Source organism: Mariniflexile sp. TRM1-10 (genome assembly GCF_003425985.1).
Classification (GTDB): Bacteria; Bacteroidota; Bacteroidia; order Flavobacteriales; family Flavobacteriaceae; genus Mariniflexile.
Map to the genome: position 1 here is coordinate 2,839,505 of NZ_CP022985.1, position 18,786 is coordinate 2,858,290.

Annotated in this window: 10 protein-coding genes; all 10 read left to right on the forward strand. The window is 34.9% G+C overall.

The window, feature by feature from the left end; translation table 11 throughout:
• Positions 1-4: 4 nt before the first annotated feature.
• The 10 genes from CJ739_RS11935 (at position 5) to CJ739_RS11975 (ending at position 18,482) form a co-directional block, all read left to right on the forward strand.
• On the forward strand, positions 5-2,386 hold the full coding sequence (locus CJ739_RS11935; protein ID WP_117175573.1) for a glycoside hydrolase family 31 protein: 2,382 nt from the start codon (positions 5-7) through the stop codon (positions 2,384-2,386).
• Positions 2,387-2,603: 217 nt separating this feature from the next.
• Positions 2,604-3,695 (forward strand): glycoside hydrolase family 43 protein, encoded by a 1,092-nt coding sequence (locus CJ739_RS11940; RefSeq protein WP_205419358.1) that lies wholly within the window; start codon positions 2,604-2,606, stop codon positions 3,693-3,695.
• Entirely contained in the window at positions 3,692-5,593 is a 1,902-nt protein-coding gene (locus tag CJ739_RS11945) for a family 43 glycosylhydrolase (RefSeq protein WP_117175576.1), read from the forward strand. Before CJ739_RS11940 ends, CJ739_RS11945 begins: the two co-directional genes overlap by 4 nt.
• A gap of 118 nt (positions 5,594-5,711) precedes the next feature.
• Positions 5,712-5,879, forward strand: a complete 168-nt coding sequence (locus CJ739_RS20350) for a hypothetical protein (RefSeq protein WP_162880199.1) — start codon at positions 5,712-5,714, stop codon at positions 5,877-5,879.
• Positions 5,879-7,282 (forward strand): glycoside hydrolase family 27 protein, encoded by a 1,404-nt coding sequence (locus CJ739_RS11950; RefSeq protein WP_117175579.1) that lies wholly within the window; start codon positions 5,879-5,881, stop codon positions 7,280-7,282. Before CJ739_RS20350 ends, CJ739_RS11950 begins: the two co-directional genes overlap by 1 nt.
• 16 nt (positions 7,283-7,298) lie before the next feature.
• Complete coding sequence (locus CJ739_RS11955) at positions 7,299-8,333, forward strand: glycoside hydrolase family 43 protein (protein WP_236951500.1); 1,035 nt, start codon at positions 7,299-7,301, stop codon at positions 8,331-8,333.
• A gap of 1,029 nt (positions 8,334-9,362) precedes the next feature.
• On the forward strand, positions 9,363-11,543 hold the full coding sequence (locus tag CJ739_RS11960) for an alpha-N-acetylglucosaminidase (protein WP_117175581.1): 2,181 nt from the start codon (positions 9,363-9,365) through the stop codon (positions 11,541-11,543).
• A 147-nt stretch (positions 11,544-11,690) separates the two neighbouring features.
• On the forward strand, positions 11,691-13,619 hold the full coding sequence (gene nagB, locus CJ739_RS11965) for a glucosamine-6-phosphate deaminase (RefSeq protein WP_117175583.1): 1,929 nt from the start codon (positions 11,691-11,693) through the stop codon (positions 13,617-13,619).
• A gap of 154 nt (positions 13,620-13,773) precedes the next feature.
• Entirely contained in the window at positions 13,774-16,824 is a 3,051-nt protein-coding gene (locus CJ739_RS11970; RefSeq protein WP_117175585.1) for a SusC/RagA family TonB-linked outer membrane protein, read from the forward strand.
• Between the two features lie 26 nt (positions 16,825-16,850).
• Positions 16,851-18,482, forward strand: a complete 1,632-nt coding sequence (locus tag CJ739_RS11975; RefSeq protein ID WP_117175588.1) for a RagB/SusD family nutrient uptake outer membrane protein — start codon at positions 16,851-16,853, stop codon at positions 18,480-18,482.
• Positions 18,483-18,786: the final 304 nt, after the last annotated feature.

Genomic DNA, 18,786 nt, shown 5'->3' on the forward strand with positions numbered 1-18,786 from the left:
GTTTATGAAAAAAGTAATTTTAAGTATAATCGCATTAAGTTTTGTTCTATTCACTTCATTCTCAAATGAAAAGTATGTGAAATCAGAAAATGGAATCATTGCAACCGTTGGAGAAACCAAGATCCAAATTCAATTTTATTCATCATCAATTGTAAGGGTGTTAAAGTCCCCTTCCAGTTCTAATTTAAAGAAAGAATCGCTAACAGTCATTAAGCCATTAGAAGACCTAAAACTAAAGATATCAAACAAGAAAGATGTTATTGTTTTAAAATCAAAAGACATAAAAGTTCAATTAAATTTAAAAACAGGAGACGTTTTATATGAAGACTTGAATGGAAATAGTCTGTTAAGTGAGCAAAGTGTAGAAAATCAATTTACCCCATTCAATGATGCAGGTAAACAAAGCTATATGGTAAAGCAATCGTTTCAGCTTGCCGCAGATGAGGCTATATATGGTTTAGGACAATTACAAAACGGAAACCTCATGCAAAACAATCAAGAGGTCATGTTAAAAAACAGCAACCATAATATTACCATACCATATTTTTATTCTATAAAAGGTTACAGCGTTTTTTGGGATAATTATGCCGAGACAAAGTTTGTGGATTCTGACCAAGAAACATCATTTGAATCTTTGGGAGATTGTGTTGATTATTATTTTATGTATGGAAAAGAAGGTGCAGGAACCATAACCAAAATGAGGGATTTAACAGGTCAGGCGCCCATGTTTCCTTTATGGACCTATGGGTATTGGCAATCACGGGAGCGCTATAAAACCCAAGAAGAACTATTAAGTGTCGTAAAAAAATATAGGGAATTAGAAGTGCCTTTAGACGGTATTATCCAAGATTGGAGATATTGGGGAGAAGATAGCTTATGGAATGCCATGAAATGGGATGTCGATAGATTTCCAAACCCAAAAGAAATGGCTGACAAGGTACACGCTATGAATGCCCATTTAATGGTAGTTGCATGGCCAGGTTTTGGACCGTTAACAGAACAATATGCTGAGTTTAAAGATAAGGATATGCTGATTGATTTTGATACGTGGCCACCAAAGAGTGGTACAAAGCCATACGATGTATATGACGCAGAAGCTAGGGATATTTATTGGGACTATTTAAATAAAGGGGTGTTTTCAAAAGGAACGGATGCTTGGTGGCTAGATTCCACGGAACCAGACCATATTAATGTAAAAGACAGTGATTTTGATCAACAAACAAAATTAGGGTCATACCGCTCGGTATCAAATGCATTTTCTTTAGAGCACACAAAAGGTATTTATGAGCACCAAAGAAAAACAACTGAAAACAAAAGGGTATTTATATTAACCAGGTCAGCATTTGCAGGGCAACAACGAAATGCGGCAAATTCATGGTCTGGCGATGTTCAATCCTCTTGGGATGCTCTAAGAGAACAAATTCCTGCTGCACTAAACTTCACCATATGTGGAATACCTTATTGGAATGCAGATATAGGAGGCTTTTTTGCAGGAAGACATCGTAAAGGAGGCGGTGTAAAAAATCCTGAGTTTAAAGAACTGTATGTACGTTGGGCTCAGTTTGCAACCTTTACGCCTATGATGCGCTCACATGGTACAGACTTGCCAAGAGAAATTTATCAATTTGGAAATAGAGGTGATTGGGCTTTTGATGCCATTGAAAAATCAATCAAGTTAAGATATAGATTGTTACCTTATTTGTATTCCACCGCTTGGAAAGTAACCAATCAATCCGATTCGTTCATGAAAGCACTTCCATTGGAATATCCAAAAGATGAAAAAACACTAAATATTACAGATGAGTATGTTTTTGGAAGCTCATTTTTGGTTGCTCCCGTAATAAATCAAATGTATTCCAAAGGAAAAGACGAAAATATAGTTGAAGATTTTAGTAAAGTTAAAAATCGTTCGGTTTACTTGCCTGAGTCAAACAACTGGATTGATTTTTGGACAGGAGAGACCATAAAAGGTGGTCAAGAAATAGTTAAGGAAACCCCTGTAGATATCATGCCATTATATGTAAAAGCAGGTGCCATCATTCCTTGGGGACCAGAGGTACAATATGCGAATGAAAAAAACTGGGATTCTTTGGAAATACGGGTTTATACAGGATCTGATTGCGAATTTACTTTATATAACGACGAAGGGGATAATTATAATTACGAAAAAGGAAAATATAGCACAATTAACTTTAAATGGGACGACAAGGCTAAAATACTAACCATAGGAGAACAACAGGGAGATTATAAGGGTATCATAAACCAATATAATTTTAAAATTGCTTTAGTTGGTAATGATAATGGAGTCGGTTTGGACAGTTCAAAAAAATATGAATCGGTTTCCTATAATGGCGCTCAAAAAATAATACACCTAACCGGAAAATAATGAATATGTTTTAAAGCATCCTGATTCTTTAAAAATTTAACTGATTATCCGCTTTTAGTAATAAAATATTGAGCAGTTAAGACCTCACAGGTTTTCAAAACCTGTGAGGTCTTAAAACAAGACACGTAAAAACGGTTTCGATGATGGTTTATAAATAAGCTACACATTTATGATATTAAATGGATGTTCAAAAAAATTTAAAATAAAAACCAAATTCATGAGAAAAATAAAGAACTTAATAAGCATACATCTATTACTTGCTATAGTACTTTTTTTTAGCTGTGAATCAATCAAAAAAAGGATAAAAAGCACTGAAGAACCAAAGGACATGAGTAGTTATTTGATGGTTTATTTTAAAGATGATGATCATAGTTTGCACATGGCTTTAAGTACCGATGGCTATAGTTTTACCGATGTAAATCAAGGAAAAGCTGTGGTGTCGGGCGATACCATTGCAAGTCAACAAGGTATTCGAGATCCTCACATTACTAGAGGACCAGATGGTGCTTTTTATGTGGTGATGACCGATCTCCACATCTTTGGTAAAGAACAAGGTTTGCGAGACACACAATGGGAAAGGCCTGTTGAAAAATACGATTGGGGCAACAACCGTGGCTTTGTACTTATGAAATCCTACGACTTGATTCATTGGACACATAGCAATTTCCTGTTTCATGAAGCTTTCGAAGGTTATGAAGATATGGGTTGTGCTTGGGCGCCTCAAGCGATTTACGATCCGAAGGAGAAAAAAATGATGGTGTATTTCACCATGAGAATGGGGCACGGATTAACAAAAATGTATTATGCTTACGCCAACGAAGATTTTACAAAACTAATTACCGAACCTCAACTGTTGTTTGACTACCCTAATGAAAAGATTCAAGTGTTAGATGCCGATATAACGCCTTTACCAGACGGTCGTTATTGTATGATGTATGTTGCGCAGGAAAATCCGGGAGGTATAAAAATGGCGTTTTCAAACGAAATAAACAAGGGATACGAATACAATCCGGAATGGATTGATAAAGAACCAGGCTCTTGCGAAGCACCTAATGTATGGAAACGATTGGACAGCGAAGCATGGGTGCTTATGTATGATATTTTCAGTATAAAACCACATAATTTTGGTTTTGTTGAAACTACGGATTTTAAAACCTTTAAAAATTTAGGGCATTTTAATAAAGGCAAAATGAAAACAACAAATTTTACGTCACCTAAGCATGGTGCTGTTATTCCTTTAACTAAATCTGAAGCTATCCGCTTGGAAAATCATTGGGGAATGTCATCATTTCAAAAGGAAGAACCATGAAGAAATTAGTGTTAAAAACGGTTGTTTTGTCGGTAGTATGTGTTTTTACCTTGCAAGCACAAAATCTGCATTTTGACGGTTATCTATTTGCCTATTTTGAAGGCGCTTCGGAAAGCAGAAAAAGTGAAGAACAACTGCGTTTTGCAATCAGTGAAGATGCGATTAACTGGACGGCCTTAAATAATAACAAACCTATATTAAATTCAGATGACATATCACAATCCGGAGGCATTCGCGACCCTCATATTTTAAGAGGCGAAGATAAAAACTCATATTACATGGTCGCTACTGATATGTCAACAGCATCAAATGGTTGGAAGGAAAATCCGGGAATCGTATTGTTGAAATCTGATAATCTAACCGAATGGAAACACAGTAAAATCAATTTGTCAAAAGATTACCCAGATAAATTTGCTGATGCCTATTGGGTTTGGGCGCCACAAACCATTTATGATCCTGTGGTCAAAAAATATCTAATTTATTTTACTGTAAAATTCAAAGATGATGATAAGCTAGATTTTTACAGTGCTTATGCCAACAAGGATTTTTCAGGATTTGAATCTGTTCCAACATTAATGTACCGTGCCAAAGACGGCGCCATTGATGGTGATATTATTTATAAAGACGGAACGTATCATTTATTCTACAAGGGAAATACCAAAGATGAAAATGGTAAAGAAATTAAAAACGGTATAAAACAGGCAACCAGCAAATCGTTACAAGGACCGTGGAAGGAATCTTTTGAATATATAGATTATTACGCCGATAATAAAACAACGGTTGAGGGCTCTTCAGTTTTTAAGTTGAATAATTCTGAAGAATATATTTTAATGTACGATTTATATTCTAGTGGACGCTATGAGTTTCAGCGTAGTAAAGATTTATACAGTTTTACTCAAAAACCAGAATCCTTCACTAAAAATTTCCATCCAAGGCATGGAAGCGTTATAGGAATTACCAAGGAAGAATTAAACCGACTTAAAGACCAATGGGGAAATGATCCCGAAAAGCCAAGGCATTATAAGTCGCAAGGCAACCCAATTTTTACTCATAAGTATACTGCCGATCCTGCCGCCATTGTTGAAGATGATACCCTCTGGTTATATACGGGTCATGATTTCGAAGGTGGGCAAAAAGGCTATAAAATGAAAGATTGGTGCGTGTTTTCCACTACCAATATGCAAAATTGGACAGAATACCCCATTCCGCTTAAAATTACAGATTTTTCATGGGCAACGAGCGGAGATGCTTATGCTGGTCATGTTATAGAGAAAAATGGAAAATATTATTGGTACATAAGTACCAATTGGAGTGGCATAGGAGTAGCTGTTTCCGATACCCCTGAAGGGCCTTTTAAAGATGCTTTAGGAAAACCTTTATTAACGAATGAAGATTGTTTTGCGTCTTCGCATTCATGGGCATGTATCGATCCGGCAATCTTTATAGATAACGATGGTCAGGCTTGGATTTTCTGGGGAAACAGACAATGTTACTATGCCAAACTAAAAGAGAATATGATTGAAATTGATGGAGAGGTAAAACAATTAAATTTTGAAGGTTTTGAATTTACGGAAGCCCCTTGGATACATAAACGTAAAGGGAAGTATTATTTAACTTATGCTACAGAATTTCCTGAGAAAATAGCCTATGCCATGGCCGATAATATTGAAGGTCCTTACGAATATAAAGGCATTTTAAATGAAATAGCAGGGAATAGCAACACCAACCACCAGGCTATTGTTGAATTTAAAGGGCAATCATATTTTATATATCATAACGGAGGCATACAAACCGATGGTGGGAGTTATAGTCGATCGGTATGTATTGATAAACTGGAATATAATAAAGATGGAACTATAAAGCCAATTATAATGTCGACAACAGGAGTTAATAAATAAACAACTTACGAAGTATGAAACATCCATGATTGACTCTATATCTCATATCAGCGATGGTTGTTTGGATGTTCATATGACATTGAAAAAAAATAGATGTAAACACATGAAACATCCATGTATGTTAAAAATACTTTTAACACATAGAAGCATGATTATGGATGTAACATCTGACCTTAAAAAAACAATATTAAAAACAGATGAAACATCCATGTTAAAAGTACTTTTAACATATAGAAGCATGATTATGGATGCAACATCTGACCTTAAAAACAATATTATAAACTAATGAAACTAAGCAACGTATTCAAAGTATTCAAACTAATTGCTATTACTGCGATTTTAGTAGCCTGTAAAAACAGTATAAAAAAAGAAATTGTTGTAACCGAAGCACTTAAAAAGGAAGAGGGTTTTAAAGCATGGGCTCAAACACCCCCAATGGGCTGGAATAGTTGGGACTGCTACGGTCCTACAGTAAAGGAGCACGAAATAAAAGCGAATGCCGATTATATGGCCGAAAATCTTAAAGATTATGGTTGGGAATATGTGGTTGTCGATATTCGATGGTTTGTAGAAAATCCAACATCTGGAGGTTACAATCAAAAAAATCCAATATATGTTATAGATGAATATGGTAGATATTTGCCGGCAGCGAATAGATTTCCATCTGCCAGTAATGGAAATGGATTTAAAGCCTTAGCAGATTATATTCATAAAAAAGGACTGAAATTTGGAATTCATATCATGCGAGGAATTCCAAAAACTGCGGTTGAAAATAAACTTCCCATAAAAGGAACCAATGGTATTACGGCAGATCAAGTATATTCAACCGAAAACCAGTGTAAATGGTTAAAGGATAATTACACCATTGTAGCTAACAAACCTGGAGCTCAAGAATATTATAATTCTATTTTTGAATTGTATGCCGATTGGGGTGTTGATTTTATTAAAATAGATGATTTGTCGGCACCAATTTATCATAAAGAGGAAATTGAATTAATAAGAAAAGCTATTGATAACTGTGGACGCAATATAGTGTTAAGTACATCACCTGGTGAAACACCTGTAAATGCAGCAGGTCATGTTAGTGAACATGCCAATATGTGGCGTATGGTAAATGATGTTTGGGACAGTTGGTGGCATATTAAACATTTAATGGAGGTAAGTCAAGATTGGTTCGATTATATTAAACCAGGCACCTGGCCAGATTGCGATATGATTCCTTTGGGAAGGTTAGCTATCAGAGGTGAGGTTGGAGAAGACCGTATGGCAAATTTAACCAAGGAGGAACAATATACGTTAATGACGTTTTTTACCATTTTTAAATCACCGTTGTTTTTTGGAGGCGATTTGCCTAGTAACGATGCGTTTACGCTGTCGTTGTTAACCAATAAAGAGGTGTTAAAAATGCATGCTGAAAGTACGAATGTACGTAAACTGTATTTTGAAAACGAAAAATTAGCAATCACCTCAAAAAATGAAGAGGAAGGCGTGACTTATTTAGCATTATTCAATGTGTCAGATGCCTCTTCGCTTGATGTAGAAGTGAAATTATCAGATTTGGGCTTATCAGGAAAAGTTAAAATATCCAATATGTGGAAAGGCGAGGAAGTTGGCGAGTTTAACCATGGTTTTGCTCAAAAGTTAGCCCCTCACGCCTCGGGATTATATAAAATTGAAGCTGTAAAATAAGTATAATAATCAAAAAATGATAGAAACCAAAACATCACAAAGTTACTATAAATACATACTTAGGTTTGCGTTGTCGATGCTTTTATGCCTTTCATGTATTACTGCATCTAAAGCACAGAAAAAATGGCACATACAAAAGGACATAACTTTAGATGCTATACGATTAAGCGATCCATTTATTCTCGCGGATGCTAAAACAAAAATGTACTATATGACAGGTACAGGAGGCTTGCTTTGGAAAAGTAAAAACCTAAAGTATTGGGAAGGTCCTTATAAAGTAACGCAAATCGATACAGCATCATGGATGGGAGCTAATCCCATGATTTGGGCATCAGAACTTCATCGGTATAAAGATAAATACTATTATTTCTCCACATTTACCAATAGAGAAGTAAAAATAGATACAGTGGCAGAAAATATTATTGAGCGTCGTGCAAGTCATATTTTAGTAAGCAATAAACCCGATGGGCCTTACATTCCTATGGAAGACGCTATTTATTTACCTGCCAGTATGCCAACGCTAGATGGTACGTTTTGGGTTGATACTAATGGAAAGCCATATATGGTTTATTGTTACGAATGGTTGCAGAATGGTAATGGCACTATAGAAAAGATTGAATTAAAATCCGATTTAAGTGGTTCGGTGGGAGAAGGTAAGTTATTGTTTAAAGCAAGTGATTCGCCTTGGAGTCGCGAAAAAGATAGCAAAGGTAATGACAGACCAAATAAGGTAACCGATGGTCCTTTTTTGTTTAAAACAGGAACAGGACGTTTGGGAATGCTCTGGACAAGCTGGATTTACGATGTGTATGTGCAAGGTGTTGCTTATTCTGAAAGTGGCACTTTAGATGGCCCTTGGATTCAAGAAAAAGACCCTATAACGCCAACAAATTTTGGTCATGGGATGCTGTTTAAAACTTTCGAAGGAAAAACATTAATGGCCATTCATAGCCATAAAAAGATAGGAGAAAAAACAATTAGAATCCCACATTTGTTTGAAGTAGACTTATCTGGTGATAAATTGGTAGTAGTAAAGCCTTTTATTCCCTAGTAAATAATATGCATTAAAAGTTGAATCCCAAGAAGCACAAGATAAATTCAAGTGTATGAATTTTTATCGAATTTTAAAATCCTTTTTGTAGATACACATCCGTTGTCATACATATCCGTGATAATATAAATCCTGTTTTTTAAGTTTTAAATTATTTAGGTGGTCATCGTCTAGAATGCTTAATGCTGCACTCACATGATCTAATACTAAATTAAGGTAAGCGATTGTAATACTGAATCTTACGGGTATAAGTAAATAAGCATAGAAAAATGAAAAACGATTTGTCTATGTTTTTGATTAAAGTGTCCATTTCAAAATTAATAAGTGATTGTAATTTTATCATGAGTTATTAAAACTTAAAAAACAGAAGTGGTTTAACCTTTTTTGATTGAAGCAGGACGGAGCGTGAAAAAATAACCCAGTGGTTTATTTTAGCGAACGAGCCAGCCAGCGCAATGGCAATTTTGTCCAATCGAAGCCTTTTTAGAGTTAGGGCCGAGCGTAAAGAAAAGGTTTATTAAACCTTTTTAGAGAAGGAGCCAGCTTGTCGCGTTGGAAAAGCTACGGAAAGAAAAAAGGATGTGGGGTGGTCAAAAAAGGGCGATTTTTTAGCCAATTAGAAAAAGTTTAAACCACTTCAAATAAAATATTTTAATGTAAATATTTTTAGTACAAGACAAAAAACCAAAACTGTATACAAAAGTTATAGAATTGGGACTTCGACAAACTCAGTCTGACATCGAGAATGGTATTAAAATATGCCTGTCATACAGAGTTTGTCGAAGTATGAGCCTGTCGAAGCTATAAGAAGGAAGAAATGATAATAGCTTCATCAAGCTCCATGTAATATGCTTCAATTTTTGTCTTGTACTAAATAAATATTAATTGTTGAATTGGTTTGTTTAATAGGGAGATTATTTTATTCTATAATAATTTATGCTCCCTTTTTTTACAACCTTTTGGACAGTATGAATGGCATTGATTTTATATAAAAAGTTTTAAAAGCTTCAGTTTAAATTTATTTTCAAAATGAGAAAACACGCTTTAAATAACAAAATCTATTATGCGCTTAAAATTCCTGTTCAATTTATTTTATTGCTATTTTTTTTGTTCTTCAATATGTCATGTAAAAATACTGAAGACACAAAAAGTTCATTAGCCGTCATAGAAAAGCTTATAGGCAGTCGTGTCAATGAATTTGAACTAAACATTGTTGAAAATTCACAATCCGATAATGCAGATTGGTTCGAAATCAAAACTACAGCAAACAAAGTAACCATTCAAGGAACATCTAATACGACCATTTGTTATGCAGCCTATAATTTCCTTAAAGATATTGGAGCAGTTTTGGTCAGTTGGGAAGGAAACAGAATTGACTTGCCCAAAACATGGCCAGTTTATTCTAAAAAAGGATCGACACCTTTCAAATATAGAGAATATTTAAATGCCTGTGCATTTGGTTATACAACGCCTTGGTGGGATTGGGAGCGTTGGTCGCAAGAAATAGATTGGATGGCACTACATGGTATTAATTTACCAACAGCTCTAGAAGGGCAAGAAATTGTTTGGCAACAACTATGGAAAGAATACGGCTTATCAGATAGTCAACTACAAGAACATTTTGCAGGTCCCGCTTTTTTACCATGGCAAAGAATGGGCAATATAAATAGTCATGAAGGACCATTGCCACAAGAATGGATTGATAAAAAGTCAGAGATTCAGAAAAAAATATTGAAAAAAATGAGGGCATTAGGTATGCATCCTGTTGTGCCAGCTTTTAGTGGTTATGTGCCAAAGGCATTTGCGGAAATGCACCCTAACTCAAAGATAACTGCATTAAGTTCTTGGTCTGGTGGCGGTTTTGAAAGCACCTATTTATTAGATCCCAAAGATCCGCTGTTTAAAGACATAGGAAAACGTTTTATTCAAATATACTCTTATTTATATGGGAAATCCGATTTCTATTTAGCCGATTCCTTTAACGAAATTAAGCCTCCCGTATCTGAAGAACACAAATATGAAGAACTATCAGATTATGGGAACATTATATATGAAACCATAGATGAAGCAGTTCCTGGAGCAACTTGGGTTATGCAAGGTTGGCTTTTTGGTAGTGATAAAGAATTTTGGACCAAAGAAGCTACCATGGCGTTTTTAAGTAAAGTGCCTAACGATAGGCTCATCATTCAAGATTATGCCAATGACAGATATAAAGTGTGGGAAAACCAAGAAGCCTTTTATGGAAAGCAATGGACCTATGGATATGTGCATAATTATGGAGGCTCCAATCCTGTTTATGGCGACTTAAACTTCTACAATCAAGAACTTAAAAGTTTATTGAGCCGTACCACTAAAGGAAACCTTGTTGGCTATGGAGTGATGCCGGAAGGATTAAACAATAACTCTGTAGTTTACGAATATATTTATGATCTGCCATGGTCGCAAGGAAAAGAACCGGTCAGCCATTGGTTAAAAACGTATTTAACGGCTAGATATGGAAAAACTTCTGAACCGGTTTTTAAAGCTTGGGAATTATTAATAGCATCGGTTTACAGTACCAAATATTGGGAAACCCGTTGGTGGGACAGTAGAGCAGGAGCGTATTTGTTTTTTAAACGACCCACATTAAAAATAACGGCCTTTGAAGGAAATCCAGGAGACAAAGAAAAGCTAAAGCAAGCTTTGGATATTTTGGTTAAGGAATCAAAAAACTATGATGAAAACAGTCTTTTTTATTATGATTTAATAGAAGCATCCAGACAGTATGGCTCTTTAATTATTGATGAGCTATTAATAGAATGTGTTAAAGCCTATAATGAAAAGGATATAGAAAAAGCAGATTTATTATATAATGAAATAGAGAAGCGTGCCTTAGTTATAGATGATATGCTGTCGGGGCAACCTTTGAATAATCTAAATAATTGGTTAACATCAGCTTGGAATTATGGGGATTCCGCCGAAGCTTCTAAAATCTATTTGAAAAACGCAAAAATGCTAATTACCATGTGGGGAGGCGAAGGCCATTTAAATGATTATGCATCTAGAGCTTGGCAAGGTATGTACAAGGAATTTTATTGGCCAAGGTGGAACATGTTTTTGCAAGCACTTAGGGAATCTACTGTAAATAACAAACCCTTTGATGAATTGGAAGAAAGGAAATCAATAAAAGAATGGGAAATAAACTGGTGTAATAGCGACAACATATATTAGCATTAACAGCCATAAGTAGTTATGGGATCTTGATTCCTTGCGATGAAATCAGATTGTTTTTTTTTTTTTTTGCCATTTGGGGTGTACGTACAAAAGTTGGTCTAAGAAAACGTAATTAAAAAACAAACACGAAACAAAACAAAAACAATGTTAAAGAGTGGTATAGATAAAGCAACAAGTTTTGAAAAACGATTTGAAAATATAGAAACGATAGTTTTTGAAAACTCAACAGAAGCCTCCAAATCTGTTGCCAAAGAAATAGCAGATTTAATAAGAGTAAAACAAAGCCAAAAACAGCCTTGTATATTAGGTCTGGCAACAGGTTCTTCACCAAAGGGTTTGTATGCGGAATTGGTTAGATTGCATAAAGAAGAAAATCTTAGTTTTAAAAATGTTATATCCTTTAATCTGGATGAATATTATCCTATGGAGCCAGACTCCATAAATAGTTATGTCCGTTTTATGAAGGAACAGCTATTTAACCATGTAGATATATTACCGGAAAATTTTCATATACCAGATGGCTTGCTTTTAAAAGAAGACATAGCGGAATATTGCAACGTCTATGAAGCAAAAATAGAAGCTTTAGGCGGGATTGATTTGCAAATTCTAGGTATTGGTGGTAATGGTCATATTGGGTTTAATGAATCGGGTTCTCTTCAAAACTCTAAAACTAGATTGGTAGCTTTAGATCATATTACAAGAGTAGCGGCTAGTAATGATTTTTCTGGGTTGGAGAACACGCCAAGAACCGCGATTACTCTAGGTATAAAAAAAATAATGGAAGCCAAACGGGTTATATTAATGGCTTGGGGAGAAGGAAAATCAAATATTATAAAAGCTTCGGTAGAAGGAACGGTCACTAATTTGGTGCCAGCTTCTTTTTTACAAGAACATAACAATGCCACATTTGTATTGGATAAATCTGCAGCATCGAAATTAACGCGTATCGATACACCTTGGTTGGTTGAAAAAGTTGACTGGACAGATAGCCTGATAAAAAAAGCAGTATTAGGGTTAGCTCTGCATTTAAAAAAACCTATTTTGATGCTTACCGATGCCGATTATATTGAGAATGGGATGAGCGATTTACTGGCTGATTCAGGGCCAGCTTATGATATTAACATTCAAATATTCAATAAACTTCAAAACACCATTACAGGTTGGCCAGGAGGAAAACCGAATGCCGATGATAGTAAACGACCAGAACGTGCCGAACCTGCAAAAAAGCGTGTGCTTATTTTTAGTCCGCATCCAGATGATGACATTATTAGCATGGGTGGCACTTTTAAGCGTCTACAAGAACAGGGGCATGAAGTACATGTAGGCTATCAAACTTCGGGCAACATAGCCGTAGCAGATGACGAAGCATTAAGGTTTGCAAGTTTTGTGTGTGACTATAATAATAGGTTTGGAATAGAAAATAAAAAGGCAGAAGACATCTATAAAAAAGCAATTACATTTCTTAAAAATAAAAAGGCAAGTGAAATAGATATTGAAGAAGTAAGATATATAAAAGGTTTAATAAGAAAAGGAGAAGCCCAATCGACCTGCTATTTTGTTGGTTTACCAGACAGTCAAATTCATTTTATGGAGCTTCCTTTTTATGAAACAGGAAGTATTGAGAAAAAACCATTAGGAGAAAAAGATATCCAGATTACCATGGATTTGATAGAGAAAATAAAGCCTCACCAAATTTATGCAGCAGGAGACTTAGCAGATCCACACGGCACCCACAAAGTATGTCTTGATGCCATTTTTGAGGCTGTAAAACGATTGAAACCTAAGAAGTTTATGAACGATTGTTGGGTTTGGCTATACAGAGGCGCATGGCAAGAATGGAGTATTGATGAAATTGAAATGGCGGTACCCATGGGACCGGACCAAGTGCTTGAAAAACGTAAGGGGATATTTAAGCACCAATCACAAAAGGACGGTGTGGTATTTCAAGGTGCAGATAGCAGAGAGTTCTGGCAACGTGCAGAAGACAGAAATAAAGAAACAGCTGATATATACCATCAATTAGGATTGTCACATTATGCTGCCATGGAAGCTTTTGTAAAATGGGTGTATTAGGTCAATAAACACAAGGGATAGTAAAAATGTCCATGTTTTGGAATAAAATGTCCATTAGACGAAATAACAACAACAGTAATTTTAACAAAAAATTATAATTAACAAAAAATTATGATGAAAGCAGTCAAACTAATTATTAACTAAACAAATTAAAATGGAGAAACTTAAACTTTTATTATTGGCCTTTTTAATAGGCTTTTCATCAACATCATGGTCACAAAACCAAGTAACAGGTGTTGTAACTGATAATCAAGACGTTCCTATACCTGGTGTTAATGTTGTTGTTAAAGGGACTTCAACTGGTAGTGCCACAGATTTTGATGGTAAATATCAAATTAAAGCAAACCCAGGTGATGTACTGGTGTTTTCTTATTTAGGTTACCAAACAACGGAGGTTGCTTTTAATGGGGAGCCTACATTAAATGTTAAATTGGAAGAAGATGCAGCCAAACTTGACGAAGTCGTGGTTATTGGTTATGGTTCTGTAAAGAAAAGTGATTTAACAGGTTCCGTTGCATCAGTTGGTTCTAAAGAGATTCAGAGAGCAAACAAAGTTGATGCGATTTCTGCATTACAAGGACAAGCTGCCGGGGTGGTGATCCAACGTACAGATAATAAGCCTGGCTCAGGAGGATTCAATATTCGTATACGTGGTGCTAGTACCATTAATAGAAATGAAACTGCAGAGCAAGGCGGTTTTAATCCAGGGCAAAATCCACTTTTTATAGTTGATGGTATCTTTTTAGATGATATTTCATTTTTGAACCCCGCGGATATTGAAAGAATGGATGTTCTAAAAGATGCTTCTGCTACCGCTATTTACGGTTCAAGAGGTAGTAATGGTGTGGTTATTGTTGAAACAAAACGTGGTAAAACAGGAGAACTTAAAGTTAATTATAGCAATTATGTAGGTTTTAAACAAGCGTATCATCTTCCACCTATGCAAGATGGACCAGGATATATAGAATACCTTAGGGATGTTGTAGTTGGTAATGAATTTGCTGAGCAAGAAGGGGATCTTAATTATAGGAGAGGAGATGTGAATATAGCAGATTATTTGAGTGATGAAGAATTACAAAATGTTGCCGATGGCGTAAACACAGATTGGGTAGATCTTACACTTCAAAACGGTTTTCAAACCAATCATACTATTAATGTAAGTGGAGGAACAGAGAAAACTAAATATGCGGCAGGATTGGCTTACACTAAAGATGAAGGTACTCTTGGTGGGGAAGTTTTTGATCGTTATAACATTAGAGGAAGTTTAAGTAGCGATCTTAATAAATGGTTGAATTTGAGTGTAAGTAACTATATTACTAATGCCCTTCAAAATTCTGCAAGTTGGGAAGGATTTAGAAGTGCTTACAGATTAAAGCCAATTGGGAGACCTTATAATGACGATGGCTCTTTAAGATTCTTTCCTACTGAAAAGGAAACTCAAATTACAAATCCACTATTTGAGCCAACTGGAGAAACCAAAGAAACAAAATATTTACAATACATTGGGGATATTGCATTGCAAATTAAACCTTTGGAAGGTTTGACATTTACTACTAAGTTCTCTCCAAATGTAAAATATACGAGATATGGTGAGTATCGCGCCTTATATTCAAAAAGTGTAACAGGTACTCCAGCCAACAGAAGAGCTCAAGTAAATAATTTTAATTATTTTTCTTATACTTGGGATAATATACTTAACTATAAATTTACTAAAGGCATACATGCTATCGATTTTACAGGTGTAATTTCTAGATTTAGCGAACGTTCAGAAGGGTACTATAATCAGGTTAGAAATTTCACCACAGATAGTTATTCATTCTATAATTTAGATGCTGGACTTGATATTAGAGATGTTTCAAGTGATTTTATTAAACAAACCTTAGAGTCTTATACAGGAAGATTAAATTATGCTTTAATGGATAAGTATTTATTTACTTTCACAGGAAGATATGATGGTGCCTCTATATTGGCAGAAGGCAACAAATGGGCATTTTTCCCATCTGCAGCTTTTGCTTGGAAATTAATTGATGAAGATTTCATGCAATCCCAAACAACATTCTCTAATGCGAAAGTGAGATTAAGTTATGGTAAGACAGGTAATAATGGTCAAGGTGGCGGATTAGGACCTTTAAGATCTCAATCATTACTTGCTAGTAGTGCTACTAACATAGGGGATGTTGCTGTTCCAACTTTATATGTGACAGATATTGCTAACAAAAATCTTAAATGGGAAAAAACAAGTGAGGTAAACCTCGGTCTTGATTTTGGGTTTTTAAATAACAAGATTAATGGTTCTGTTGATATATACAATAGAAAAAACAAGGATATTATATTTGAAAAGCCTATTCCAGCCGTTACTGGTCATGGAACTATTTTTGAAAACATAGGAGAGTCAACAAACAAAGGAATTGAGATTGCATTAAATACAGTGAATATTGATAAGGGTGATTTTAAATGGACCACTAATTTTACGTTTGCATCAAACAAGAATACTATTGATAAATTAAATGGAGAAGATATTCCTTTTAATGTAGGAGGTACAAATTTTATTCATCGAGTAGGCGAGCCTATAGGTGCTATTTACGACTATGTATTTGATGGAATTTGGCAACTTGATGAGGTTGCTGAGGCTGATGCTTATGAACAAAGGCCTGGTCAAGTAAGAGTAAAGGATCTAAATAATGATGGTGTAATAAATGATGATGACAAACAAGTTATTGGTCAAGCTACTCCAAAATGGACAGCAGGTGTTACTAGTACCATAAATTATAAAAACTTTGATTTTACATTCTTTATAAACACAAGTCAAGGGAATAAATTAATGAGTAATTTCCATTCAAATAACTCATTTCCTTATGATAATGACCCATCAAGACTTTTTAATGGTTATGATGTAGATTATTGGACACCAACTAATCCAATTAACAGCTGGTATCAACCAGGTAATGGAGGGCAATATCAACATGTTATTAAGTACAAAGATATTTCGAATACTAGAGTTGGTTTTATAACATTAGGTTATACACTTCCATCTAATATTTTAGATAAACTTAAAATTGAAGGTTTAAGAATTTATACAACCGTACAAAACCCGTTCATTATTACAGATTATGACGGATGGGATCCAGATAGTGCTGGTAGAAACTCTTGGGGAGCCTCTTATTTGTCTCGTACATATATGCTAGGACTTAATTTAAATTTTTAATTATTTGTTAAATAAAATTCAAAAAAATGAAATATATAAATTATAAAATAATTGTTATACTGCTTACAGCAAGTGTATTTAGCACTAGTTGCGACAGTTATTTAGAAGAAGAAAATAAGTCTTCTATAACTATAGAGACGGCCAGTTCTGATCCAGAGACTTTTAATCAATTGGTTGCCTCGGTATATGAAAGAGCTAGAGAAACAACAACACGTTATCGTTCTGATATGTACTATACTTTAGAAGATTTAGGTACTGATATTGTAACTAGAAGATCAACAATTACAGGTGCCGATGAAATTAATGATTACGTGAATATGAATTCTAACACTTGGGCTATTTCGGTGTATTGGGCGAATCAGTATAGTATTATTGCAGCAGCAAATACAGCTATAGATAATGCTGATAATATAGATGGCCTTACTGATAGTGAAAAAGCTTTAGGAATAGCAGAATCTAAATTTTTTAGAGCATGGAGCTACTTTAATTTAGTAGAAAATTATGGTGGTGTTCCTTTAGTTTTAAATCAAGTTGCAACTGCAGAAACCAACTATCCTCGTGAGACAGAAGAAGCCGTTTATGTACAAATCATCCAAGATTTAAGGGACGCATTAGTGTCAGTAAATGAAACTCCAAGTGCTTACGGTAGGATATCTAAAGATGCTGTAAGACACTTATTATCTAAAGTATTACTAACAAGAGGCTACAAATCTTTTGGTTCATCATCAGATTTTACTGAAGCTGCATCTTTAGCAGAGACAGTTATAGCTAATCATTCTTTAGTGCCTTCATTTGCATCATTGGTAGATATAGGTAATCAAAGAAATTCTGAAGTAATTTTCTCTTATTTATTTGGAAGTAATTCAGTAAGTAGAGGTTGGGGTAACTCTAAACACATGATGTACAAATTTAGATTTTATGACTATCCAGGTTTAGAAAAAACAGTACAAGGATTAGGTGGTATGCCAACGCCTTTTTATTATTCACTTTTTGAAGATAATGATGAAAGAGCAACCGCTACTTTCACAAGAGTTAATTATGCAACAGAAGACTATGTAGGTTACGAAAATGGTACACCTGTAAATGTTGTTGCTGGTGATACAGCAATATATTTCCCTAAAACCGTATGGTCACAAGCAGAGATTGATGCAAAACGCTATAAGGTAATTAATCCAGGTACTTATTTTCAAAATAACGGTGTAACGAATACGCATTTCCCAATGTTCACTAAGTTTGATGATCCAACCATACCATTTACACAACCAGATCAGTCTTCACAAGGAGAAAGGGATATGGTTATGATGAGATCTGGTGAAGCTTACTTAATCGCAGCAGAGGCTTACTTACAGTTAAATAATACTACAGATGCAGCAGCACGTCTTACTACACTAAGATCTCGGGCAGGGTTAACTACAGCTGTAGACCCTGGAGATGTTGATATAGATTTTATCTTAGACGAAAGAGCTAGGGAATTAACAGGAGAAGTAAATAGGTGGATGGATTTAAAAAGAACAGATAAGTTAATAGAGCGTACTTTAGCACATAACCCGCATGCAGCTTTAAATAATGCGCTTCAAGAAAAGCATCTTTTAAGACCAATACCTCAAAATGAAATTGATGCATCAGCTAATAGTATTACACAAAATCCTGACTATTAATAGCAAATTAGTTTTTTGAGTTAGTTTAGTTTTTGTTAATTGAATATAGGCAGACATGTTTGTAGTCTGCCTATATTTTTAAAACTCATTTAAACTTTTTTGATTGAAGTGAAAATCAGTCATTTTTTGTCCAATCGAAGTTTTTTTTGAGTTACATAGCAGGGCTATGGAAGGACAAAAAGACATAGAATGGGCGTAAAAGGGCAATTTTTTAGCCAATTGAAAAAAAATTAAACGAGTTCAATAACACATTTATTTTGAAAGTGAAAGTTAGAGATTTAATAAAAGCTTTCTATTAGCCTGC

Coding starts and splice junctions, on each gene's coding strand:
- CJ739_RS11935 (WP_117175573.1), top strand. CDS start 5: ATGAAAAAAGTAATTTTAAGTATAATCGCATTAAGTTTTGTTCTATTC.
- CJ739_RS11940 (WP_205419358.1), top strand. CDS start 2,604: ATGAGAAAAATAAAGAACTTAATAAGCATACATCTATTACTTGCTATA.
- CJ739_RS11945 (WP_117175576.1), top strand. CDS start 3,692: ATGAAGAAATTAGTGTTAAAAACGGTTGTTTTGTCGGTAGTATGTGTT.
- CJ739_RS20350 (WP_162880199.1), top strand. CDS start 5,712: ATGTTAAAAATACTTTTAACACATAGAAGCATGATTATGGATGTAACA.
- CJ739_RS11950 (WP_117175579.1), top strand. CDS start 5,879: ATGAAACTAAGCAACGTATTCAAAGTATTCAAACTAATTGCTATTACT.
- CJ739_RS11955 (WP_236951500.1), top strand. CDS start 7,299: ATGATAGAAACCAAAACATCACAAAGTTACTATAAATACATACTTAGG.
- CJ739_RS11960 (WP_117175581.1), top strand. CDS start 9,363: ATGAGAAAACACGCTTTAAATAACAAAATCTATTATGCGCTTAAAATT.
- nagB (WP_117175583.1), top strand. CDS start 11,691: ATGTTAAAGAGTGGTATAGATAAAGCAACAAGTTTTGAAAAACGATTT.
- CJ739_RS11970 (WP_117175585.1), top strand. CDS start 13,774: ATGGAGAAACTTAAACTTTTATTATTGGCCTTTTTAATAGGCTTTTCA.
- CJ739_RS11975 (WP_117175588.1), top strand. CDS start 16,851: ATGAAATATATAAATTATAAAATAATTGTTATACTGCTTACAGCAAGT.